The following is a 23,142-nucleotide window of genomic DNA, read 5'->3' on the forward strand; positions in this document are numbered from 1 at the left end:
CCGTGGGGGTGGGGGTTATCCCCCGGAATGGCGCAGTGCTGTCAGTGGCACGCCGTAGGGTCTGTCGTCATGGAAACCAGCACTGAGGGCGTCGCGGAGACCGGCACCGACAGCGCCGTCGTACGGTCCGATTCGGCCGGGTCGACCGAGCGGGCCGGGGCGGCCGAGACCGTCGGGGCCGTCGCGGCGGTGCCGCCGGCCTCGCTGTCGCCCTCGCGCGCCTCCGACTTCATGCAGTGTCCGCTGCTCTACCGGTTCCGGGTGATCGACAAGCTCCCGGAGAAGCCGAGCGAGGCGGCGACCCGGGGCACGCTGGTGCACGCGGTGCTGGAGCGGCTCTTCGACACCCCGGCGACGGAGCGGACGGCTCCGCGCGCCAAGTCCCTGATCCCCGGCCAGTGGGATCGGCTGCGCGAGTCCAGGCCGGAGGTCGTGGAGCTGTTCGCCGACGACCCCGAGGGTGAGCGGCTGACGCGCTGGCTGGGCGAGGCCGAGCGGCTGGTCGAGCGCTGGTTCACGCTGGAGGATCCGACCCGGCTGGAGCCGGCGGAGCGCGAGCTGTTCGTCGAGGCGCGGCTCGATTCCGGGCTGAAGCTGCGCGGGATCATCGACCGCGTCGATGTGGCGCCGACGGGCGAGGTCCGGATCGTCGACTACAAGACGGGAAAGGCGCCGCGGCCGGAGTACGCCGAAGGCGCCTTGTTCCAGATGAAGTTCTACGCCCTGGTGGTGTGGCGGTTGAAGCAGGTGGTTCCGCGTCGGCTCCAGCTCGTCTATCTCGGCAGCGGCGACGTGCTGACGTACGACCCGGTGGTCGCGGATCTGGAGCGGGTCGAGCGCAAGCTGCTCGCGCTGTGGGAGGCGATCGGGCAGGCCACCGAGACGGGTGACTGGCGACCGCGGCCCACCAAGCTGTGCGGCTGGTGCGATCACCAGGCGGTATGTCCGGAATTTGGCGGTACTCCCCCGCCTTATCCGCTGCCGGTGCGCAAGGCGAGCCCCTCTTCGACCGGGGGTCCGGGGGGTGCCCCCGGGACGGCATAGCCGCTGCCGGTCAGGGCGCCCGAGTCGGGCCGGACCGCGCAGGGCAGAATGGGGCCGGACTAGCGAAGGAGACTTACGTGGCCATCCGCGTCCTACTGGTCGACGACCAGCCGCTGCTGCGTACCGGCTTCCGGATGATCCTGGAAGCGGAGCAGGACCTTGCGGTCGTCGGCGAGGCCGGTGACGGTCTCCAGGCACTCGATCAGGTACGTGCCCTGCAGCCCGATGTTGTTCTGATGGACATCCGTATGCCCCGGATGGACGGGGTGGAAGCGACCCGGCAGATCACCGGGCCCGGGCGGGACGGCCCGGCGAAGGTGCTCGTGCTGACGACCTTCGATCTCGACGAGTACGTGGTGGAGGCGTTGCGCGCGGGTGCCAGCGGCTTCCTGCTCAAGGACGCGCCGGCCAATGAGCTGGTGCAGGCGATCCGAGTGGTCGCGGCGGGTGAGGCGATGCTCGCGCCGAGTATCACGCGTCGGCTTCTGGACAAGTACGCGGGGCATCTGCCGTCCGGTGACGAGCCCCTGCCCGACACGCTGCACACCCTCACGGAGCGCGAGGTCGAGGTGCTGAAGCTGGTGGCGCGGGGCCTGTCGAACGCGGAGATCGCCGCCGATCTCTTCGTCAGCGAGACCACGGTCAAGACGCATGTGGGGCACGTCCTCACCAAGCTGGGGCTGCGCGACCGGGTGCAGGCCGCGGTGTACGCGTACGAGAGCGGATTGGTGCGCCCCGGGGCGCAGTGAAAGCCCACAGCACCACGATGTGACACCCACAGCACGACGAACGCCGAGGGCGCCCCCTTCCGGGAAGGGGGCGCCCTCGGCGTTCGTCGTGCCGGAATCAGTCCTTGCTGATCTCCCAGAACCGGAACACCGTCGAGGCGTCGAGGCAGTACTCGAGGCCGTAGACGTTGTCCCGCACGATCGCGTACTGCTTGGCCTGCCAGATCGGGAGGACCGGGACCTGCTCGGCCACGATGTCCTGGAGCTTGCCGTATTCGGATTCGGTCGAGGCGCGGTCGGCCTGGGCGGCCGTCTCCGGGATGATCCGACCGGTGATCGTGCTGTTGGTGAAGTTGTTGCTCAGCACGTTGCCCTCGCCGAAGAAGGGGGCCGTGAAGTTGTCGGGGTCCGGGTAGTCGGGCACCCAGCCCTTCACGTAGACGCCGTACTTGCCCTTGGCGATGTCCTTCTCGTACTGGTCGAAGGCGACGGACTTGACGGTCGCGTCGAACAGCCCGCTCGCGTTGAGCTGCTGGGCGATCGCCTTGAACTCCTGGTCGGTGGCGGGTCCGTAGCGCGACGGCGTCGACCAGAGGGTGAGCTTCACCTTGTCGGTGATGCCCTCGGCCTGGAGCGCGGCCGCGGCCTTCGCCTTCGAGGGGCGGGCGCCGTAGGTGTCGAAGAAGGCCGTGTTGTGGCCCGTGATACCGGCCGGGATGATCGAGTAGAGGGGGGTCGCCGTGTCCTGGTAGACCTCGTCGACCAGGGCCTCGCGGTCGAGCAGATAGGCGATGGCCTTGCGTATCCCGAGCCGGCCGGTGACCGGGTCGTCCATGTTGAAGACCAGGTGCTGGACCTCGGCGCTGGTGCCCTCGACGATGTCGACGCCCTTGCCGGTGGAGGTGTCGTTGTCGATGTCCGCGATGTCGTCGGCGGCGAGACCTCGGTAGGCGACGTCGACCTCGTTGTTCAGCAGCGCCTTCTTCAGGGCGGACTGGTCGCCGTGGAAGAACTCCAGCGTGACGCCGGAGTTCTTCACGGTGGCGGTGCCCTGGTAGCTCGTGTTGACGGAGAAGACGGCCTTGTCGTCGGTGAAGGAGTCCAGCTTGTACGGGCCCGAGCCGACGGCCTGGTTGTCCTTGCGCAGTCCGTTCGTGGAGTACTGCCGGTGGTCCACGATCGAGCCGGCGCCGGAGGCGATCTTGCTCGGGAAGGTGGCGTCGGCGTGCTTGAGGTTGAAGACGACCGTCTTGGCGTCCGGGGTCTCCACCGTGTCGATCATGGGGAACATGACGGCCGGGCCCGCGGCGTCGTCGATGTTCAGCATGCGGTCGAAGGAGAACTTGACGTCCTTCGAGGTGAGCGCGTCACCGTTGCTGAACTTCAGACCGTCCTTGAGCGTGCACTTGTAGACCTTGGTCCCGGTGTCCGAGAACGCGCACTTCTCGGCGGCCTCGGGCTCCGGCTCCGTACCGCCGTTGGGGAAGCTCAGCAGCGACTGGAAGACGTTGTTGAACAGCAGCCAGGATCCCGGGTCGTAGCCGGACGCCGGGTCGGTGGCCAGGACGTCGTCGGACATCCCGATCACCACGGAGGAGCCGGTGCTCCCGGAGTCACCCGTTTCCGCGCCGCATCCGGTGAGCAGGCCGGCGGCCAGCCCCGTCACGACGGAGAGAGCCGGCCACTGGTTGCGCATGTTCACGAGCAAGTGCCTTGTCATTGGTTCTCGGTGGCGCCCGATCTCTCGGGCGCCGCAAATCTCGCGGGCGCCGGGTCCTCGTGGCCCGGCGCCCAAAGAGGGCCGCTCAGCTCACGCCGCGGCCGAGCTCCCACAGCTGGAGGGTCGAGGAGGAGTTGAGCGCCCACTCGGCACCCGTGATGTCGTCCCGGGTGGCGATGTACTGCTTGCCCTGCCACAGCGGCAGCAACGGCACGTCGCTGGCGACGATGTCCTGGATGTCGGTGAGGCTCTTCGACGCGGTGAGGCGGTCGGCCTCACGGCGGGACTCCGGGAGCAGGGTGCCACGGATCGTGGCGTTCACGTACGGGGAGCCGAGGGTGTTGTCCTTGTCCAGGAACGGCGCCACGTAGTTGTCGGCGTCCGGGAAGTCGGGGAACCAGCCCATGCCGTAGACCTCGTACTCGCCCTTCTGCTCGGCGGGGCGGAAGACATCCCAGGGCTGGCCCTTGATGTCGACGTCGAACAGGCCGCTGGCGTTGAGCTGCTTCTTCAGCACCTCGAACTCGTCCTTGGTGGCCGAGCCGTAGTGGTCGGTCGTGTAGTGCAGCGTGAGCTTCACCGGCGTGGTGATGTTGGCCCCGCTCAGCGTCGTCGTGGCCTTGGCGACGCTCGGGTCGCCGTACTCGTTGAAGAACGAGTTGGAGTGACCGGTGATCGTCGCCGGGACGACCGAGTAGAGGGGCTCGGCCGCGGAGCCGTACACCTCGGAGACGAGCTCACCACGGTTGATGATCTGAGCCATGGCCTGGCGGACGGCCTTGTCCTTCACCGACGGGTCGTCGGTGTTGAATCCCAGGAAGCGGATCTCCAGGCCGGGCATCTCGACCAGGTCGATGTTGCTGTCCGCGGAGGCGCCGCCGAGCTCCTTGATCTGCGCCGGCGTCATCGCACGGGTCATCAGGTCGATGTCGCCGTCGTTCAGGGCCTTGCCCATGGCGTCGGCGCTCTCGAAGGAGCGCATCTCGACCTTGGAGTTCTTCACCTCCAGAGCGCCCTTGTAGTTGGGGTTCTTGGTGAAGACCAACTTGACGGCCTCGTCGTCCTTGACCTCGGTCTCCACGGTGTACGGGCCGGAGCCGTCGATCTGGAAACCGTCGCGCAGCTTGCCCTTCTCGTAGTCCTTGGGGTTCACGATGGCGGCGACCGGGGTCGACAGCTTGAACGGGAAGGTGGCGTCCGCGGTCTTGAGGTGGAAGATCACCTCGCTGTCGCCCTGCGTCTCGACGGTGTCGACGGTGGACAGCAGCGCGAACACGCCACTGTCGGCCTTGAGCGACATCGCTCGGTCGATCGAGAACTTCACGTCCTCTGCGGTGATCGGGTCACCGTTCGCGAACTTCAGCCCGTCGCGCAGCTGGCAGGCGTAGCGCTCATTGCCGGAGTCGGTGAAACCGCAGCTCTCGGCCGCCTCGGGCTCGGGCTCGCCGTCGCCGCGGGGCTGGACCAACAGCGTCTGCACGGTCTGGCGCAGGATGTTCCAGGTGCCGACGTCGTAGGCGTACGCCGGGTCGAGCGGAGCCGGGGCTTCCTTCGACGCGGTGAACCGGTCAGTGGTGCCGACGACGATCGCATCGCCACTGTTGCCCCCGCTGTCGGAACCGCCACACGCGGCGAGCACCGGGGCGAGCAGGCCGACCACGGCCGGCAGCACCAAAGTCTTACGGTTCATGCTCGAGTTTCTCCAGAGCTGTCGTGTCCGTGTACGCGCCATGCAAGGGTGGTGCAAGCGAGTCACGGGGGTTATGGCGAGGTTCTCGCAACGAGATTAGTCCGCACCACCAGGACGGCCCGCAGAGACCGGAGTTGAGTTCCCATCACGCTGCGAAACCGGACGCGGACGCACCGATAACCCGACAGCGGAAGGATTCGTGCAGCATTCCACCAATCGGGACACAAGGGCACGTCAGCCACCCCCGAAAGGGGGGTGTCGGCACAATTCGAGCCCGATGTCGACTCCGTTGGGAGTGTTGAACGTCACACTCCCAACTCGGCGGGCGAGTACCAGAATTCAGCCAGCCGACGGGGGATCGAATTCCGGGGCCGCCTTCTTGGGGCCACCCGGGGTTGCCCTCTCTTGGTTACCCGGGGTCGCCCTCTCGCCGATATCCGCGCATTCGGTTATGCACGCTGGGTGAACGCCTAGCGCATTTCCGTCATCAGGCCGCGCAGAAAAGGCAGGTCGACCTCTTCGAGCGAGGTCACGACCGTGCGCCGGGCCGCGGGGGCGATCGGTGCGACCGAGGGCACGGCCACCACCCGGCAGCCCGCGGCCTCCGCGGCGGTGACACCCGTGGTGGTGTCCTCGATGACGGCGCACCTGGCCGGATCCGCGCCCAGTCCGGCGGCCGCGAGCAGATACGGGTCGGGGAACGGCTTGGTCCGCTCCACCTCGTCGCCCGCGACGGTCAGCGCGAAGTACTGGGGTCCGAGCGAGGCCAGGATGCGGTCGATGATGCGTCGGTGCGAGGCGGAGACCAGGGCGGTGGGGATCTCGTGCGCCGCGAGCTCCGCGAGGAGTCTTGCCGCCCCCGGCATCAGCGGCAGCGCGTGCCCGATACGGTCCTCGAAGCCGTCGTTGAGCAGCACCGTGAGCTCTGCGAGGGTGATGTCGGCCCCGGTGACCTCGATCAGGAAGCCGGCGCTGCGGGTCATGGGGCCGCCGACCACCACATGGCGCCAGGAGTCGTCGAGGGTGTGCCCGAGCGCCTTGAAGGCCTCGACCTCGACGTCCCACCAGAAGCCCTCGGTGTCCACCAGGGTGCCGTCCATGTCGAGGAGCACGGCCTGCAGAGCAGAGCCTTCGGCCGTACGGGTATTGAGCGCGGGGACCGTACTGGTCATCCGGGCGCACCTCCTTGAGGGACGATCAGGCCGGTTACCCCTCTGGGAACAGAGGAACAACCGGCCTGCGGTGGACCGACCAGTGTACGTCTCCCGTTGCGAAAGTGCCTCTCGATACATCCAGGGCGGGTCGAGTGGGACTACACGGGCTAACGGGCGTTGAAGTACTTCGCCTCGGGGTGGTGGATCACGATGGCGTCCGTGGACTGCTCGGGGTGCAGCTGGAACTCCTCGGAGAGCTGGACGCCGATGCGCTCGGGCTCGAGGAGCTCGGCGATCTTGGCCCGGTCCTCGAGGTCGGGGCAGGCGCCGTAGCCGAGGGAGAAGCGGGCGCCACGGTATTTGAGGTCGAACATGTCCTCGACGGCCGCCGGGTCCTCACCGGCGAAGCCGAGTTCGGCGCGGACGCGGGCGTGCCAGTACTCGGCGAGGGCTTCGGCCAACTGCACCGAGAGGCCGTGCAGTTCGAGGTAGTCGCGGTAGGAGTTCGACTCGAAGAGCTGGGCCGTCTCCTCACCGATGCGCGAGCCGACCGTGACCACCTGCAGGCCGACCACATCACTCTCGCCGGACTCCTCCGGGCGGAAGAAGTCGGCCAGACACAGCCGGCGCCCGCGCCGCTGGCGCGGGAAGGTGAACCGGGTGCGCTCGTTGCCCTGCTCGTCCAGAATGATCAGGTCGTCGTCCTTGGACACACAGGGGAAGTAGCCGTAGACCACCGCCGCCTCGAGCAGGTTGTCGGTCTGCAGCTTGTCCAGCAGCCCCCGCAGCCGCGGACGGCCCTCGTTCTCGACGAGTTCCTCATACGTCGGCCCATCCCCGGCGCGGGCCTGCTTCAGCCCCCACTGCCCCTTGAACAGCGCGCCCTCGTCCAGCCAGGACGCGTACTCCTTGAGCGGGATGCCCTTGATGACGCGGGTGCCCCAGAACGGCGGGGTGGGCACCGGGTTGTCGACGGCCACGTCCGAGCGGACATGCCCCTCCTCCGGGCGCTCCTCCACCACGGTCGGGGCGGCGGCCCGCACCCGGCGCTGCTTCAGCTCCGGCAGCACCGCCCCCGGCACCCCCCGCTTGACCCCGATCAGCGCATCCATCAGACGCAGACCCTCGAACGCGTCCCGGGCGTAGCGGACTTCGCCCTGGTAGATCTCGTGCAGGTCCTGCTCCACATACGCGCGGGTGAGCGCGGCGCCGCCGAGGATGACCGGGTAATCGGCCGACAGACCGCGCTGGTTGAGCTCCTCCAGGTTCTCCTTCATGATCACCGTGGACTTGACCAGCAGCCCGGACATGCCGATGACATCCGCCCGGTGCTCCGCGGCCGCCTCCAGGATCGCCGAAACGGGCTGCTTGATACCGAGGTTGACGACGTTGTAGCCGTTGTTCGACAGGATGATGTCGACCAGGTTCTTGCCGATGTCGTGGACATCCCCGCGCACGGTGGCCAGCACGATGGTGCCCTTGCCCTCCGCGTCGGACTTCTCCATGTGCGGCTCCAGGTAGGCCACCGCGGTCTTCATCACCTCGGCCGACTGCAGCACGAACGGCAGCTGCATCTGACCCGACCCGAACAGCTCGCCGACCACCTTCATGCCGTCCAGCAGCGTCTCGTTGACGATGTCCAGGGCGGGGCGCTCCTCGAGGGCGTCGGCCAGATCCTGCTCCAGGCCGTTCTTCTCGCCGTCGATGATGCGCCGCTTGAGCCGCTCGTCAAGGGGCAGCGCGGCCAGCTCCTCGGCCTTGCCCGCCTTCAGCGACTTGGTGGTGGCGCCCTCGAACAGCGCCATCAGCTTCTGCAGCGGGTCATACCCCTCCGCACGCCGGTCGTAGATGAGGTCGAGAGCGGTCTTGACCTCCTCCTCGTTGAAGCGCGCGATCGGCAGAATCTTCGAGGCGTGCACGATCGCCGAGTCCAGGCCCGCCTTCACACACTCGTCCAGGAACACCGAGTTGAGCAGGATGCGGGCGGCCGGGTTGAGGCCGAAGGAGATGTTCGACAGACCGAGGGTGGTCTGGACGTCGGGGTGGCGGCGCTTGAGCTCGCGGATCGCCTCTATGGTGGCGATGCCGTCTTTGCGGGACTCCTCCTGACCCGTACAGATGGTGAAGGTCAGGGTGTCGATGAGGATGTCTGACTCGTGGATACCCCAGTTGCCGGTCAGGTCGTCGATCAGCCGCTCGGCGATGGCGACCTTGTGCTCCGGAGTGCGGGCCTGGCCCTCCTCGTCGATGGTCAGCGCGATCAGCGCCGCACCATGCTCCTGCGCCAGCTGGGTGACCTTCGCGAACCGCGACTCGGGCCCGTCGCCGTCCTCGTAGTTGACGGAGTTGATGACCGCGCGCCCGCCGAGCTTCTCCAGCCCGGCCCGGATCACGTCGACCTCGGTGGAGTCCAGCACGATCGGCAGCGTGGAAGCGGTGGCGAAACGACCGGCCAGCTCCTCCATGTCCGCCACACCGTCGCGGCCGACGTAGTCCACGCACAGGTCCAGCATGTGCGCGCCCTCGCGGATCTGGTCCCGGGCCATCTCCACACAGTCGTCCCAGCGGCCCTCCAGCATCGCCTCACGGAACTTCTTCGACCCGTTGGCGTTCGTCCGCTCACCGATCGCCATGTACGCCGTGTCCTGACGGAACGGGACCGTCTGGTAGAGGGAGGCGGCGCCCGGCTCGGGCTGCGGGGTGCGCGGGGAGGGCGCGATGTCGCGGACACGCTCGACCACCTGACGCAGATGCTCGGGCGTCGAGCCGCAGCAGCCACCGACCAGCGAGAGACCGTAGTCCTGTACGAAGGTCTCCTGCGCGTCGGCCATCTCGGGCGGGGTCAGCGGGAAGTACGCGCCGTCCTTGGTCAGGATCGGCAGGCCCGCGTTCGGCATGCACATCAGCGGCGTACGCGAGTGGCGGGCCAGATAGCGCAGGTGCTCGCTCATCTCCGCCGGGCCGGTCGAGCAGTTCAGGCCGATCAGATCGATACCGAGCGGCTCCAGCGCGGTCAGCGCCGCGCCGATCTCCGAGCCGAGCAGCATCACGCCCGTGGTCTCGAAGGCGAGCGAGCAGATCAGCGGCATGTCCAGGCCGAGCGCCTCCATCGCGCGGCGCGCGCCGATCAGACTCGCCTTGGTCTGCAGCAGGTCCTGCGTGGTCTCCACGATCAGGGCGTCCGCGCCGCCGGCGATCAGGCCCTCGGCGTTCTGCTGGTAGCCGTCGCGCAGTACGTCGTAGCCGATGTGGCCGAGCGACGGCAGCTTGGTGCCCGGGCCGATCGAGCCGAGGACCCAGCGCTGGCGGCCGTCCTTGGCGCCGAACTCATCGGCGACCTCGCGGGCGATCCGGGCGCCCGACTCCGACAGCTCGAAGATCCGGTCGGCGATCTCGTACTCGCTCGCCGCCGAGTGGTTCGAGCCGAAGGTGTTGGTCTCGACGCAGTCGACGCCCACGGAGAAGTACTCCTCGTGGACGGAGCGGACGATGTCGGGGCGGGTGACGTTCAGAATCTCGTTGCAGCCCTCGAGGTTCTCGAAGTCCTCGAGCGTCGGGTCCTGGGCCTGGAGCATGGTGCCCATCGCTCCGTCGGCCACCACGACGCGGCTGGCCAGAGCGTCGCGGAGTGCGTCGATACGGGTCCGGTTCTCGGCAAGCTCGGACGAAAGGGACGGGTTCGGCAACGAAGCCATGAAGGTGCTCCCTGGAGTGCGACGGCTGTCGGCTTTGCGCTTCCCATGGAAGACGCACGCCGTCAGCCTAGCCCGGAGCCCCGCCGAAGGGTCAGGGGCGTCCACGGGACGGACGTGTGTGGCGCGTGCTACAGAGGCGCAAAGAGAGACGGAGTATGTTGCGACGGCCCATTAGCGGGAGTTCGGCAACGAACGGTAGTGTTCGACATTGCCGAACGGTGGTGACGAGTGCGCACGCCGTCGGTCGAAGGACGGAGGCAGCACGGCGATGGCACGGAACATCCAGTCGCTCGAACGGGCGGCGGCGATGCTGCGGCTGCTCGCGGGCGGCGAACGGCAGCTCGGCCTGTCGGACATCGCCTCCTCGCTGGGCCTGGCCAAGGGTACGGCCCACGGCATATTGCGCACCCTTCAGCAGGAGGGTTTTGTCGAGCAGGACGCGGCCTCCGGGCGCTATCAGCTGGGTGCCGAGCTGCTGCGGCTCGGGACCACCTATCTCGACGTGCACGAGCTGCGGGCGCGCGCCCTGGTGTGGACCGACGACCTGGCCCGCTCCAGCGGCGAGAGCGTCTATCTGGGGGTTCTGCACCAGCAGGGGGTGCTCATCGTGCACCACGTGTTCCGGCCGGACGACAGCCGTCAGGTGCTGGAGGTCGGGGCCATGCAGCCGTTGCACTCCACGGCGCTGGGCAAGGTCCTGTCGGCGTACGACCCGGTGGCGCACAGTGAGGTCCTGGAAGCCGAGCGCAAGCCGTTCACGGTCCGGACGATCAGCGAGCAGGAGCAGTTCGAGGGGGTCCTCGATCTGACCCGCGCGCGGGGGTACGCCGCCGATGTCGAGGAGACCTGGACGGGCGTCGCCTCGGTCGCCGCACCCATCCACAACCGGCGGCGCATGCCGGTCGGGGCGGTGGGCATCACCGGGGCCGTGGAGCGGGTCTGCGTGAACGGGGAGCTGCGTCCCGAGCTGATCGCGGCGGTGCGCGACTGCGCCCGCGCCGTGTCGCGGGACCTGGGCGCCGGGCGGTTCTGACCTCCATAGACAGCCGCACGCCAAAAGGCCGGCACGTCGTCGACGTGCCGGCCTTTTGGCGTGCGCGGCCACCCGAAAGATCGATAACTCGTAGCGATCAATAACGATCGTGTTTTCGATAACAGAGCTCTTGACGTGCCGGTAACACGGCGGCAAGACTCCCGTCCATCGGTCGGCATTGTCGAACACCTACCGGCAATACGCGCTAGAGTGTGACGACGCCATGGGCCGTATTGCTCTCTCCACGAGAGCACGAACTGAGAGCACGAACCACCGGAGGGACCCGGGGTTCTGCTTCCCCTGGACGAAGGACAAAGGAGTCGCGGGTGTCCAGCTCCGACATCTTCATCGGCGAGACCATAGGTACCGCCATACTCATCCTGCTGGGTGGCGGCGTCTGCGCCGCCGTCACACTGAAGGCCTCGAAGGCCCGTAACGCCGGCTGGCTCGCCATCGCCTTCGGGTGGGGCTTCGCCGTTCTGACGGCGGTCTACACTTCCGCGCCGCTGTCCGGCGCACACCTGAACCCGGCCGTGACGCTGGCGCTGACCATCGAGAACGGCGGCTGGGACGACCTGCCGGTGTACTGGGGCGGCCAGCTGCTGGGCGCCATGATCGGTGCCGTGCTGGTCTGGGTCGCGTACTACGGGCAGTTCCAGACGCACCTCACCGATCGCGAGATCGTCGGCGGCCCCGAAAGCGAGGTCACCAAGTCCGTCGAGGCGGGGGAGAAGGGCGCGGGCCCCGTGCTCGGCATCTTCTCCACCGGTCCCGAGATCCGGAACGTGGTGCAGAACCTCGCCACGGAGATCATCGGCACCTTCGTGCTGGTGATCGCGGTCATGACGCAGGGCCTGAACGACGGCGGCAACGGTCTCGGCCCCCTGGGCGCCCTGATCACCGCCCTCGTGGTTGTCGCCATCGGTCTCTCCCTCGGTGGCCCGACCGGCTACGCGATCAACCCGGCCCGTGACCTCGGTCCGCGTATCGTGCACGCCCTGCTCCCCCTGCCCAACAAGGGCGGTTCCGACTGGCGCTACTCCTGGGTCCCGATCGTCGGTCCGCTGATCGGCGGCGCGCTCGCCGCAGGCCTCTACAGCGTCGCTTTTGCTTAGAGCCTCTTCTCAGAGCCTCTTCGCTCAGAGACTCCGAGGCGCTCGGGCCCCGCGCCCAGACGCCCTGGAGCTCCTTGAACCGCAAGGTTTTCCGAGCCGTAAGCAATACGCCGTAAGCCAGCCTCTTTCGTACGGAACCTTCAGGAGCACACCGTGACCGACGCACACACCGCCGGCCCCTTCATCGCCGCCATCGACCAGGGCACCACCTCGTCCCGCTGCATCGTCTTCGACCGCGACGGCCGTATCGTCGCCGTCGACCAGAAGGAGCACGAGCAGATCTTCCCGAAGCCGGGCTGGGTCGAGCACAACGCCACCGAGATCTGGACCAATGTCCAGGAGGTTGTGGCCGGGGCCATCGAGAAGGCCGGCATCACCCGCGAGGACATCAAGGCCATCGGCATCACCAACCAGCGTGAGACCACGCTGCTGTGGGACAAGAACACCGGTGAGCCCGTCCACAACGCCATCGTCTGGCAGGACACCCGCACCGACGCGCTCTGCAGGGAGCTCGGCCGCAACGTCGGCCAGGACCGCTTCCGCCGCGAGACCGGCCTACCGCTCGCGTCGTACTTCGCCGGCCCCAAGGCCCGCTGGCTGCTCGACAACATCGAGGGCCTGCGCGAGCGCGCCGAGGCCGGTGACATCCTCTTCGGCACCATGGACACCTGGGTCATCTGGAACCTGACGGGCGGTGCGAACGGCGGCCACCACGTCACCGACGTCACCAACGCCTCCCGCACCATGCTGATGAACCTGCACACCCTGGAGTGGGACCCGAAGATCGCCGAATCCATCGGCGTCCCGCTGGCGATGCTGCCCGAGATCCGCTCCTCCGCCGAGGTGTACGGCGAGGTCACCGGCGGCAGGCTCGGCGAGCTGCTCGGCGGCATCCCGGTCGCCTCCGCGCTGGGCGACCAGCAGGCGGCCCTGTTCGGCCAGACCTGTTTCTCCGAGGGCGAGGCCAAGTCCACGTACGGCACCGGCACGTTCATGCTGATGAACACCGGTGACAAGGTCATCAACTCGTACAGCGGACTGCTGACCACCGTGGGCTACCGGATCGGCGACCAGAAGCCGGTCTACGCCCTCGAAGGCTCCATCGCCGTCACCGGTGCGCTGGTGCAGTGGATGCGCGACCAGATGGGCCTGATCAAGTCCGCCGCCGAGATCGAGACGCTCGCGTCGTCGGTCGAGGACAACGGCGGCGCCTACTTCGTGCCGGCCTTCTCCGGTCTGTTCGCCCCGTACTGGCGCCCGGACGCCCGTGGCGTGATCGCCGGCCTGACCCGGTACGTCACCAAGGCGCACATCGCGCGCGCCGTGCTCGAGGCCACCGCCTGGCAGACCCGCGAGATCAGCGACGCCATGACCAAGGACTCGGGCGTCGAGCTCACGGCCCTCAAGGTCGACGGCGGCATGACCTCCAACAACCTGCTGATGCAGACCCTGGCCGACGTCCTGGACGCCCCCGTGGTGCGCCCGATGGTCGCCGAGACCACCTGCCTCGGCGCCGCCTACGCCGCCGGTCTCGCCGTCGGCTTCTGGACCAACACGGAGGACCTGCGCGCCAACTGGCGCCGGGCCGCCGAATGGACCCCCAACATGGCCGCGGACGAGCGCGACCGTGAGTACAAGAGCTGGCTCAAGGCCGTCGAGCGGACCATGGGCTGGCTCGAGGACGAGGAGTAAGAATCCGCATGACCAGTCAGTCCACCCTGCAGACCGTGCCTGCCCTCGGTACGCACCCGGCCTCCCGCTCCCACCCGAGCCGCGCCGAGAGCCGTGAGCAGCTTTCCAAGGCAACGTACGACCTTCTCGTGATCGGCGGCGGCATCCTGGGCATCTCCACCGCCTGGCACGCCGCGCAGTCCGGGCTCAGGGTGGCCCTGGTCGACGCCGGCGACTTCGCCGGCGCCACCTCTTCCGCCTCCTCCAAGCTGCTCCACGGCGGTCTGCGCTACCTGCAGACCGGCGCGGTGAAGCTGGTGGCGGAGAACCACTTCGAGCGCCGTGCGGTCTCCCGTCAGGTGGCCCCCCACCTGGCGAACCCGCTCACGTTCTACCTCCCCGTGTACAAGGGCGGGCCGCACGGCGCGGCGAAGCTCGGGGCGGGCGTCTTCGCCTACTCCGCACTCTCGGCATTCGGCGACGGCGTCGGCCACCTGCTCTCGCCGTCGAAGGCGGCGCGGGACGTCCCCGAGCTGCGCACCGAGAACCTCAAGGCCGTGGCCGTGTACGGCGACGACCAGATGAACGACGCGCGGATGGCGCTGATGACGGTCCGCGCGGCCGTCGAGTCGGGTGCCGTCGTCCTCAACCACGCCGAGGTGACGGGCCTGCGCTTCACCAGGGGCCGGGTCACCGGAGCCGACCTCAGGGACCGGACGAACGGCGCGGAGTTCGGCGTCGACGCGCGCCTCGTCCTCAACGCCACCGGCCCGTGGGTCGACCACCTGCGCAAGCTGGAGGACCCGAACGCGGCGCCGTCCATCCGTCTGTCCAAGGGCGCGCACCTGGTCCTCAAGCGCACCTCCCCCTGGAAGGCCGCGCTCGCGACCCCGATCGACAAGTACCGGATCACCTTCGCCCTCCCCTGGGAGGACATGCTGCTGCTCGGCACGACCGACGAGGAGTACGAGGGCGACCCGGCGGATGTCGCGGTCAACGAGAAGGACATATCCCAGATCCTGGACGAGGCCGCGTTCTCCATCCGCGACCAGCAGCTGTCCCGTGACCTGATCACGTACTCCTTCGCCGGTCTGCGCGTGCTGCCCGGCGGTCCCGGCGACACCTCGAAGGCCAAGCGCGAGACGGTCGTCACGGAAGGCCGCGGCGGGATGCTGTCGGTCGCGGGCGGCAAGTGGACCACCTTCCGGCACATCGGCCGTACGGTCATGAAGAAGCTGGAGTCGCTGCCTGGCCGCCCGCTGGGCGAGGACTTCGAGCCGATCTCGGAGCTGCCGAAGAAGCTGCCGCTGCCGGGTGTGGCCAACCCGCGCGCCGTCGCGCACCGCCTCCTTGTCGACGGCCCTGCGCCCGGTCCGCGCATGGGCGCCGACACCGCCAAGCACCTGGCGACGCACTACGGTTCGCTGGCCTTCGACATCGCACGCCTGGCGAACGACAACCCGGAGCTCGCCGAGCGCGTCCATCCGGACGCCCCGGAGATCTGGGCGCAGGTCGTCTACGCCCGCGACAACGAGTGGGCCGAGACCACGGACGACGTGCTGCGCCGCCGTACGACGCTGACGATCCGCGGCCTGGCCACGGACGAGATACGCGGCAAGGTGCAGGACCTGCTCGACAAGAAGTAACTGTCCGAGTGGACTTGAGGGGCGGCTCCCACGGGGGGAGCCGCCCCTCTCTTCTTTGTACGCCGGGACCGGCGGCGTACGGGCCTCGGATCCCGTACGCCGCCGGGGTTCTGTCAGGCCAGGGACCGGACCGCGGCGCGGACGTCCTCGGGGCCGGTGAACTCGGCACGCCTGATGATGAGTTCACGCCCGAGCAGCAGGGCGCGGCGGGAGGCCGGGACCGGGTCGGGCAGGGTGGTCAGGTCGGTGAGGTGGGCGAAGCCGATGATGCGGCGGACGATCTCCGCGCCGGCGAAGCCCAGGGACTCGGTCCAGACGCGGTCCAGGAAGCGGTCGAGGTAGGCGTCGTCGAAGAAGGTGTCGACCCGGGTCGGCCACAGGCGGCGGAACTCCGCCTTGAACGCGTCCCAGGACAGCCGGAGTTGGTCGCCGTGGTCGCTCTCGGCACCGAGGGCGCTCGCGCGGGCCTGAGAGGCGAGGGTGTTGGCCCAGTACAGGCCGAGGTCGAAGCCGATCGGGCCGACGAAGGAGAACTCGGGGTCGAAGACCCGTACCACCGGGGCGCCTTCGCGTGCGCCGACCATGACGCTGCCGGTGTGCAGATCGCCGTGCAGGAGGGCTTGCGCACTGGTCATGAAGAGGTGGCGCAGCTCGGCGACCTCGGTGCGCAGCCGCGGGTCGGAGCGGAAGGCGGCCACGAGGTCGTCGAGGCCCGGGTGCCAGTGGTTGTGCTCGTGCTCGAGGTACGGCTCGGAGAGGACGACATCTTCGGTGATCTTGCACAGCTCGGGGCTGACGGAGGCCGCGATCAGCGCCTTGCGCTCGGCGGACGGCATGCCGAAGTCGCTGGTGGCGAAGGAGAGCTGGGCGACGAACTCACCGATGCGGCGGGAGATGTCCGGGCCGTACGCGGCGCCGTCGTTGAGGACCGTGCGCAGCACCTGAAGGTCGGACATGTCCTCCATGACGAGGGCGTAGTTGTCCGAGTCGTAGCCGTGGATCGCCGGGATCTTGTCGGGGGCGACCTTGGTGACCTGCTCGTAGGCGCGGGCCTCCGCGTCGGCGCGCTCGGGGCTCATCGGCCAGGAGGGGCCCGCGACGCGCACCCAGGGCAGGGCTTGTTTGACGGCGAGGCTGCGGGTGCCGTCGGTGGAGGTGGCGAGGAAGACGCGGTTCATGTTGCCGTCGGAGACCTCGCGGACGTGGGGTTCGTCGGCGCCCCAGTGGCCGCGCTCGCGCAGGTAGCCGGCGATGTCCTCGGTCTCCAGGATGCGGTAGCCCATCGGGTCGGTACTCCCTTATGCGGTGCGGCGCTTGGACAGGGTGAAGCTGAAGACCAGGGCGAGGATGAGGACCGCGCCCTCGACGACGTCCTGGGTGTAGTAGGGCAGGCCCTTGATGGTCAGGCCGGTGGTGATGATGCCGATCAGGACGGCGCCCAGGGCCGTGCCCCAGACGTTCGGGCGGCCCCGGCCGAGGACCGAGGTGCCGACCAGCGCCACCGCGACGGCCTCGAGGAGCTGGGAGGTACCGGCGGAAACGTCTCCCTGGCCGATGCGGGAGGCGAGGATCAGGCCGCCGATGGAGGCGAGGACGCCGGACAGGACGTACGCGAGGGCCCGGTACGCGCCGACGCGGATGCCGGCCAGGCGTGCGGCCTCCGGGTTGGCGCCGATCGCGTACAGCACGCGGCCCCAGCGGGTGCGGGCGAGGAACACCCAGGCGATCACCGTCAGCGCGCCGAAGATCAGCACCGAGACGGGGATGCCGAGGACGGTGCCGCGGTCGATGCGCAGGAAGCCGTCGGTGAACTTGCCGGGCGCGGTGGTGCCGTCGGACCGGGTCATGCCGGGGGTGATGGACTGCCCGTCGACCAGGATGAGTTTGGTGCCCTGGATCACGAACATCGTGCCCAGCGTGGCCAGCATGTCGGGGATCTTGAGGACGACGATCAGCAGCGCGTTGAGCAGGCCCGCGAGGGCACCCGCCGCGATCACGGCGAGGATCGCGACCGCGCCGACCTGGTTGTACGTGACCATGGTCTTCGCCGCGACCGTGACCCCGAGTCCGGCTACCGCGCCGACGGACATGTCCATTCCGCCTACGGCCATGGTGAGCGTGACGCCGAGGCCGAGGATGGCGGCGACGGAGACGTACCGGAGGGTGTCGAGGAGCGTCGCCGAGTCACGGAAGGACGGCTCGCTGATTCCGAAGTACGCGAAGAGTGTGACGGTGACGAAGATGAAGCCGTACTTGATGACGGCGTTCTGCACGCGCGGGCCGAGGGCGGGCGAGGACGGGGTCGCCGCCTTCACGGGCGTGCTCTGGGTGATGGTCATGGCGTACTTCCTGGTGTGACCGGCATCGGGTGTGCGCCGACGGGTAGGCGCGGCATCAGGCCGACGTACGGGTACGGCATCAGACGGACGCCGAGATGGTCTGGATGACGCGGTCGCGCTCGGCGTCTTCCCCGTACGCGTCGAGGCGGATCTCGCCCGCGGCCAGGACGACGACCCGGTCGGCGATCTCCAGGATCTCGTCGACGTCGGCGGACAGGACGAGGACGGCTGCTCCGTCGGCGGCCAGCGCGCGGGCGCGGCGGCCGATGTCGCGGCGGGCGCCGATGTCCACGCCTCGGAACGGCTCGTCCAGGATGAGGACGCGCGGGTTCTCGGCGAGCCAGCGGCCGACGACGACTTTTTGCTGGTTGCCGCCGGACAGCTCCTCGACGGTGCTGCGCTCGTCGCGGGCGACGACACCGAGCCGCTCGATGGTGTCGCGGCCGAGGGCGTCCTCCTTGGCCCGGCTCACAAGTCCCGCCGTGGACAGCGATTTCAGGAACGGCAGCGAGATGTTCTGGGCCACCGACCAGCCGGGGACCAGGGCGTCCGCGTGCCGGTCCTCGGGGACGAGGTGGACGCCGCGACGGATCGCGTCGGCGGGGCGGCGCGGCTGGTACGGCTTGCCGTCCAGCTCGACGGCTCCCCCGGTGAAGGGTTCGGCGCCGAAGAGGCCGCGGGCCAGCTCGGTCTTGCCCGCGCCGAGCAGGCCCACGACACCGGTGACCTCGCCCGTACGGAGGTCGAGGTTCTGCGGGGTGTGGCCGTCGAGGAGGGGGACGCCGCGCAGGGAGAGGACGATCTCGCCCTGGTCGGCGGCCCGCTGGGGGCGCGCGGTGGTCGCCTCCTGCGCCTGGGCGAGCATGGCGCGCAGGGCGCTGTCCCAGTCGAAGGGCTTGGCCTGGTCCCCGGTGAGACGGCCGTCTCGCAGGACGACCAGCCGGTCGGCGAGCGCGTCGATCTCGCCGAGGCGGTGGGAGACGTACAGCACGGCGATGCCCTCGGACCGCATCCGCTCGACGAGCGCGAAGAGGCGCTCCGCCTCGGCGGCGGAGAGCGCGGACGTCGGCTCGTCGAGGATGAGCAGGCGGGGGCGGGTCGCGAGGGCGCGGGCCAGGATCAGCAGCTGCCGGTCGGAGATGCCGAGTTCGGTGACGTCGCGCTTGAGCACGGTGTCGCTCCAGCCGAGGTCCAGGGCGGACTGGATCTCGCGGGCGCGGGCCAGCTGCCGACGCCCGCTGAGGAACGGGTTGCCGCGGGTCTGCGCCAGCTCCTCGAAGACCAGGTTCTCGGCGACCGTGAGGCCGGGGACGATGCCCTCGCCGATGCGCTGGTGCACGGTCTGGATGCCCAACTGGCGGGCGGCGAGCGGGGAGTGGAGCGCGGCGGGCGCGCCGTTCACGCTCACTTCCCCGCCGTGATCCGTGTGGACGCCCGACAGGATCTTGATCAGCGTGGACTTGCCGGCGCCGTTCGCGCCGAGCAGCGCGACGACGGCGCCGGGGGCGATGTCCAGGGAGACGGACTCCAGGACGGTTTTGCCGCCGAAGGCCATGCTGACCTCACGGAGGCGCACCGCCGGTTCGGTGGGAGACACCGGTTCGGTGGGCGAGATCGGTTCAGTGGGCGACATTGGGGATCCAGTCCGCGGTGCTCACCTTGGACAGGTTCAGCGCGGGCAGCGCCTCGCGCAGCTGGTCCATGTTCTCGATCTTCTTCTCGCGCAGGAAGTCCTGGGTGATGGCGACGGCGGGGAACTCGACCGAGGTCTTGTTCAGCTGACCGGCCAGCTCCAGGGCGGCGGTGCGGACCACGGCGGCGCCGACCGCGGACGGGTCGGTGCCCGCCGTGGCGACCCAAGGGCTGTCGGTGGCGGTCATGTTCTGGATGTCGGCGTTGGAGACGTCCGCGCCGAAGACCTTCACCTTGTCCTGGAGCTTCTTGTTCTGGACGGCGAGGACGGTGCCCTTGGCCAGTTCGTCGTAGGGGGCGAAGACGCCGGTCACGTCGGAGTTCTGGGTGAGCGCGGCGGAGACCAGGGGAACGTTGTCGGTGGCCGTCGAGTCGGTCACCTTGCCGACCTTGAACTGCTGCTTCCAGCCGTTGGCGTCGACCGTGGACTTCCAGACCGAGTCCCGCTTGTCGAGGGCGGCGTAGCCGGCCACGTTGACGTAGCCGACCTTGGCGTTCTTGCCGAGCTCCTTCGCCATCACGTCGAGGACGGCCTGGGCCATGCTGGCGTCGTCCTGCTTGGTGCTGACGGCCGACGTGTTGGTCTGTTCGACGTCGTAGACGACGACCTTGATGCCCTTCTTCACCGCTTTGTCGATCTCCGGCTGGATGGTGGCCGGAAAGCCGTGGTCGACAATGATCGCCTGTGCGCCGGAGTTGATCGCCGAGGACAGGTCGGTGGCCTGCTTGGCGTTGTCGGCCTGGGCGTCGTACACCGTCAGGTCGATACCGAGGGCCTTGGCCTGCGCCTTGGCGCCGTTGCCCCACTGCTCGAAGTAGTCACCGGCGCCGCTCTGCCGCACCAGGGCCACCTTGACCGTGCCCTTGCTGAACGGCGCGGGCTTCTTGCCGGTGGCGGCCGACGCCGACGCGGCCTGGTCACCGGTGCTCTCCGAGGCGTTCGAGGACTGCGAGCAGCCCGCGAGGAAGAGGGCGGAGACGGAGGCCAGCGACAACGCGGCAAGGGGCAGACGGCTACGGGACATGACAGGGCTCCAGATGCAGGGCGGTACGCAGGGGATGAAGGAAAGGGAATGCTTGACCCGGAGCAGGGCAGACAGACGCGCCGGCACCGCACAGCGGGCGGGAGCCCCTCGGACTGGGCCGACTTGGCGTTTCGGGCTCGGTCGAGCCGGCGCTCCGGGGGCAGGTCAGCGACAGCGGGCTGTGGTCGACCGGAGCAAGTCCACGTACAGCCGCCGCACAAGCAGCAGCGTCTTCATGGGCAAATCATCTGAACGTTTCCAGCCAGGCGTCAAAGCGTAGGACCCGCTTTCTCAGCACTTGAGACAACAACTACGTCACACTCGGCCGCCCGTCCGCCGGGAGTTACCATCTCGGAACCGGCACCCGACCCGGGACAGTGAGGCTCCGATGACGACACCGTGCGCGACAGCGAGGCGACGCTGTACCGGCGCGGGGTGTCCCGGCTGACCAGGGGTTTCCCACCGGAATCCGGCCGGATCCCCGTACCCCCCGTCGGCTTTTGCCCCTCGCGCGCCGCGCCCGGGCGTGCCGCGCCCGCCGTCCTCGTCTCCGCCTCCGTCCCTCCCCACTCCCCGTCCGGGCGCCCGTCCAGCATCCGGACATCCCTTCCAGTTCCTGGAGTTGCTCCCATGACCCTGCTGACGACCTGGCCCGAGTCCGGTCCCCTGACCGTGGTGCGCCGCACCTCCGACCCCGCCGAGATCGCCGCCGCGCTCGCGCCGATCGGTGTGCGCTACGAGCAGTGGCCGATTCGCGAGGACGTGCCCGCGGACGCCGACAGCGACACGGTGTTCGCCGCGTACGGCCCCGAGATCGACAAGCTGAACGCCGAGGAGGGCTTCACCACGGTCGACGTCCTCGGGCTGCACCCGAGCGACGACCCCGAGTACCCGGTGAAGGCGAAGGCCGCGCGGCAGAAGTTCCTCCAGGAGCACACCCACGACGACGATGACGAGGTCCGCTTCTTCGTCTCCGGCTCCGGGATCTTCTATCTCCACGTGGGCGGCGAGGTGCACGCCGTGCTGTGCGAGAAGGGCGACCTGCTGGGCGTGCCGCGCGGCACCACGCACTGGTTCGACATGGGCACAACGCCGTCGTTCACCGCGATCCGGTTCTTCCACGAGGAGGACGGCTGGATCGGGAGCTTCACCGGTGACCGGATCGCGGACCGGTTCCCGGACTTCGACACGATCGACGCGGGGTACGCGGCGGACCGGGCGGGTTCGGAAGCATGAGTTCCGTCTTCGACATCGACTCCGTGGTGCTCGACATCGAGGGCACCACGAGCGCCACGGGGTTCGTCGTGGACGTGCTCTACCCGTACTCCCGCTCTCGTTTCGGAGCACTGCTCTCCGAGCGGAGCGGTGATCCGGAGGTGGCGCGGGCAGTCGCGCAGGTGCGGGAGCTGATCGGGGAGCCGGACGCCGACGCCGTACGCGTCGAGAAGGCCCTGGGCGAGTGGCTCGACGAAGACCGCAAGGCGACCCCCCTCAAGACCCTCCAGGGCCTCATCTGGTCCGAGGGCTTCGCACGCGGCGACCTCGTCTCGCACTTCTACGACGACGTGCTCCCGGCGCTGCGCCGCTGGCACGCGGCAGGCGTCCGCCTGCACGTGTACTCGTCCGGCTCGGTGGCCGCGCAGCGCGCGTGGTTCCGGTCCAGCCCCGAGGGCGATCTGCTGCCGCTCGTCGAGGGGTTGTACGACACGGAGAACGCGGGCCCCAAGCAGGAGCCTCAGTCGTACGCGACCATCGCGGCCGCGCTGGGCGTCGCCCCCGGCCGCATCCTCTTCCTCTCCGACCGGCCGGGCGAGCTGGACGCCGCGCGCGCGGCGGGCTGGCAGGCCGTGGGCGTACGTCGCCCCGGGGAGCCGTACTACGAGCAGGGCGTCGGCGATCACCCGCAGGCGGGGACGTTCGACGAGATCACCATCGCAAGGAGCACCGCATGACCGTCGAGACCTCAGCACTGGACCTGGAGGAGGCGGGCGCGGTCCTGGCCGCCGAGTCGGCCCGCTTCGCCTCCTTCGGCTGGATGCGCGGCACGTCGGGAAACCTGTCGGTGGTGCTGTCCCGTGAGCCGCTCCGCCTCGCGGTCACCGCGAGCGGCCACGACAAGGGTGAACTGACGCCCGCCGATGTGGTGTTGGTGGACGGCTCGGGCGCGGCGGTGTCGGGCGGCAGGCCGTCCGCGGAGGCCGAGCTGCACGCGCGCGTGGCCGCGCTCACGGGTGCGGGCGCGGTCGTCCACGTCCACACCGTCGCCTCCGTGGCCATGGGCCGCCGCGAGCCCGGCGGCATCGTCTTCAGGGACCTGGAGATGCTCAAGGGCGTCGGCCAGCCCGCCCACGACGTCGAGGTCACCCTCCCCGTCATCACCAACAGCCAGGACATGAAGGTGCTGGGCGATCGCCTGGAGGCGGCCCGCGACCCGCGGATGCCCGCTGTGGTCGTCGCGGGGCACGGGTTGTACGTGTGGGGCGCCGATCCCCGTCAGGCGCGGCATCACACCGAAGTGGTGGAGTGGCTGCTGGAGTTGGAACTGACCCAGCGCTGAACCAAGCGCCCAGCTCAGCGAAAAGCCGCGGCC

The 23,142-nt window shown here is 69.1% G+C and carries 17 protein-coding genes; 9 read left to right on the plus strand and 8 right to left on the minus strand.

Translation table 11 applies throughout. The features are described from left to right. Window positions 1–69 precede the first annotated feature (69 nt). Together ACX28W_RS03160 and ACX28W_RS03165 are read left to right on the plus strand one after the other, a co-directional pair. Window positions 70–1,044 (plus strand): RecB family exonuclease, encoded by a 975-nt coding sequence (locus tag ACX28W_RS03160; RefSeq protein ID WP_458997192.1) that lies wholly within the window; start codon window positions 70–72, stop codon window positions 1,042–1,044. 77 nt (window positions 1,045–1,121) lie between these two features. Further along, entirely contained in the window at window positions 1,122–1,793 is a 672-nt protein-coding gene (locus tag ACX28W_RS03165) for a response regulator (RefSeq protein WP_458997193.1), read from the plus strand. Between the two features lie 97 nt (window positions 1,794–1,890). Here ACX28W_RS03165 and ACX28W_RS03170 read toward each other — a convergent pair whose 3' ends face one another. From ACX28W_RS03170 to metH, 4 genes are all read right to left on the minus strand, one after another. Continuing rightward, entirely contained in the window at window positions 1,891–3,474 is a 1,584-nt protein-coding gene (locus ACX28W_RS03170; protein WP_458997270.1) for an ABC transporter substrate-binding protein, read from the minus strand. 103 nt (window positions 3,475–3,577) lie between these two features. Beyond that, on the minus strand, window positions 3,578–5,182 hold the full coding sequence (locus ACX28W_RS03175) for an ABC transporter substrate-binding protein (RefSeq protein WP_458997194.1): 1,605 nt from the start codon (window positions 5,180–5,182) through the stop codon (window positions 3,578–3,580). A gap of 470 nt (window positions 5,183–5,652) precedes the next feature. Next, entirely contained in the window at window positions 5,653–6,354 is a 702-nt protein-coding gene (locus ACX28W_RS03180; protein ID WP_458997195.1) for an HAD family hydrolase, read from the minus strand. Between the two features lie 149 nt (window positions 6,355–6,503). Beyond that, window positions 6,504–10,031 carry a methionine synthase gene (gene metH, locus ACX28W_RS03185; protein ID WP_458997196.1) on the minus strand — a complete coding sequence of 1,176 codons (3,528 nt, stop codon included), beginning with the start codon at window positions 10,029–10,031 and terminating at the stop codon, window positions 6,504–6,506. Between the two features lie 268 nt (window positions 10,032–10,299). Here metH and ACX28W_RS03190 point away from each other — a divergent pair, with 268 nt between their 5' ends. From ACX28W_RS03190 to ACX28W_RS03205, 4 genes are all read left to right on the plus strand, one after another. After that, window positions 10,300–11,064, plus strand: a complete 765-nt coding sequence (locus ACX28W_RS03190; protein ID WP_458997197.1) for an IclR family transcriptional regulator — start codon at window positions 10,300–10,302, stop codon at window positions 11,062–11,064. Between the two features lie 326 nt (window positions 11,065–11,390). After that, complete coding sequence (locus ACX28W_RS03195) at window positions 11,391–12,179, plus strand: MIP/aquaporin family protein (protein WP_458997198.1); 789 nt, start codon at window positions 11,391–11,393, stop codon at window positions 12,177–12,179. A gap of 153 nt (window positions 12,180–12,332) precedes the next feature. Then, window positions 12,333–13,871 carry a glycerol kinase GlpK gene (glpK, locus tag ACX28W_RS03200; protein WP_458997199.1) on the plus strand — a complete coding sequence of 513 codons (1,539 nt, stop codon included), beginning with the start codon at window positions 12,333–12,335 and terminating at the stop codon, window positions 13,869–13,871. Window positions 13,872–13,879: 8 nt separating this feature from the next. After that, window positions 13,880–15,496: a glycerol-3-phosphate dehydrogenase/oxidase gene (locus ACX28W_RS03205; RefSeq protein ID WP_458997200.1), complete on the plus strand. Its 1,617-nt coding sequence runs from the start codon at window positions 13,880–13,882 to the stop codon at window positions 15,494–15,496. 113 nt (window positions 15,497–15,609) lie between these two features. On the opposite strand, the gene mtnK is transcribed toward ACX28W_RS03205, so the two are convergent. From mtnK to ACX28W_RS03225, 4 genes are all read right to left on the minus strand, one after another. Further along, on the minus strand, window positions 15,610–16,779 hold the full coding sequence (gene mtnK / locus ACX28W_RS03210) for an S-methyl-5-thioribose kinase (RefSeq protein ID WP_458997201.1): 1,170 nt from the start codon (window positions 16,777–16,779) through the stop codon (window positions 15,610–15,612). Window positions 16,780–16,794: 15 nt separating this feature from the next. Then, the gene (locus tag ACX28W_RS03215) at window positions 16,795–17,835 is read right to left on the minus strand and encodes an ABC transporter permease (protein WP_458997202.1); all 1,041 of its coding nucleotides are present in this window, start codon (window positions 17,833–17,835) and stop codon (window positions 16,795–16,797) included. Window positions 17,836–17,914: 79 nt separating this feature from the next. Then, the gene (locus ACX28W_RS03220) at window positions 17,915–19,468 is read right to left on the minus strand and encodes a sugar ABC transporter ATP-binding protein (protein ID WP_458997203.1); all 1,554 of its coding nucleotides are present in this window, start codon (window positions 19,466–19,468) and stop codon (window positions 17,915–17,917) included. Then, window positions 19,455–20,552 carry a substrate-binding domain-containing protein gene (locus ACX28W_RS03225; protein WP_458997204.1) on the minus strand — a complete coding sequence of 366 codons (1,098 nt, stop codon included), beginning with the start codon at window positions 20,550–20,552 and terminating at the stop codon, window positions 19,455–19,457. The genes ACX28W_RS03220 and ACX28W_RS03225 overlap by 14 nt, the downstream gene beginning before the upstream one ends. Window positions 20,553–21,182: 630 nt before the next feature. On the opposite strand from ACX28W_RS03225, the gene ACX28W_RS03230 reads away from it, so the two are divergent. Genes ACX28W_RS03230 through mtnB form a run of 3 tightly spaced genes read left to right on the plus strand, consistent with a single transcriptional unit; the run spans window position 21,183 to window position 23,109 of the window. Then, complete coding sequence (locus ACX28W_RS03230) at window positions 21,183–21,788, plus strand: 1,2-dihydroxy-3-keto-5-methylthiopentene dioxygenase (protein WP_458997205.1); 606 nt, start codon at window positions 21,183–21,185, stop codon at window positions 21,786–21,788. Continuing rightward, window positions 21,785–22,504 (plus strand): acireductone synthase, encoded by a 720-nt coding sequence (gene mtnC / locus ACX28W_RS03235; protein ID WP_458997206.1) that lies wholly within the window; start codon window positions 21,785–21,787, stop codon window positions 22,502–22,504. The genes ACX28W_RS03230 and mtnC overlap by 4 nt, the downstream gene beginning before the upstream one ends. Then, the gene (mtnB, locus tag ACX28W_RS03240; RefSeq protein WP_458997207.1) at window positions 22,501–23,109 is read left to right on the plus strand and encodes a methylthioribulose 1-phosphate dehydratase; all 609 of its coding nucleotides are present in this window, start codon (window positions 22,501–22,503) and stop codon (window positions 23,107–23,109) included. Before mtnC ends, mtnB begins: the two co-directional genes overlap by 4 nt. The last annotated feature ends 33 nt before the right edge of the window (window positions 23,110–23,142 follow it).

It is taken from the genome of Streptomyces sp. SD15 (assembly GCF_054462255.1).

Coding starts and splice junctions, on each gene's coding strand:
- ACX28W_RS03190 (WP_458997197.1), top strand. CDS start 10,300: ATGGCACGGAACATCCAGTCGCTCGAACGGGCGGCGGCGATGCTGCGG.
- ACX28W_RS03205 (WP_458997200.1), top strand. CDS start 13,880: ATGACCAGTCAGTCCACCCTGCAGACCGTGCCTGCCCTCGGTACGCAC.
- mtnK (WP_458997201.1), bottom strand. CDS start 16,779: ATGGGCTACCGCATCCTGGAGACCGAGGACATCGCCGGCTACCTGCGC.
- ACX28W_RS03225 (WP_458997204.1), bottom strand. CDS start 20,552: ATGTCCCGTAGCCGTCTGCCCCTTGCCGCGTTGTCGCTGGCCTCCGTC.
- ACX28W_RS03160 (WP_458997192.1), top strand. CDS start 70: ATGGAAACCAGCACTGAGGGCGTCGCGGAGACCGGCACCGACAGCGCC.
- metH (WP_458997196.1), bottom strand. CDS start 10,031: ATGGCTTCGTTGCCGAACCCGTCCCTTTCGTCCGAGCTTGCCGAGAAC.
- ACX28W_RS03230 (WP_458997205.1), top strand. CDS start 21,183: ATGACCCTGCTGACGACCTGGCCCGAGTCCGGTCCCCTGACCGTGGTG.
- mtnB (WP_458997207.1), top strand. CDS start 22,501: ATGACCGTCGAGACCTCAGCACTGGACCTGGAGGAGGCGGGCGCGGTC.
- ACX28W_RS03180 (WP_458997195.1), bottom strand. CDS start 6,354: ATGACCAGTACGGTCCCCGCGCTCAATACCCGTACGGCCGAAGGCTCT.
- mtnC (WP_458997206.1), top strand. CDS start 21,785: ATGAGTTCCGTCTTCGACATCGACTCCGTGGTGCTCGACATCGAGGGC.
- ACX28W_RS03220 (WP_458997203.1), bottom strand. CDS start 19,468: ATGTCGCCCACTGAACCGATCTCGCCCACCGAACCGGTGTCTCCCACC.
- ACX28W_RS03215 (WP_458997202.1), bottom strand. CDS start 17,835: ATGACCATCACCCAGAGCACGCCCGTGAAGGCGGCGACCCCGTCCTCG.
- ACX28W_RS03175 (WP_458997194.1), bottom strand. CDS start 5,182: ATGAACCGTAAGACTTTGGTGCTGCCGGCCGTGGTCGGCCTGCTCGCC.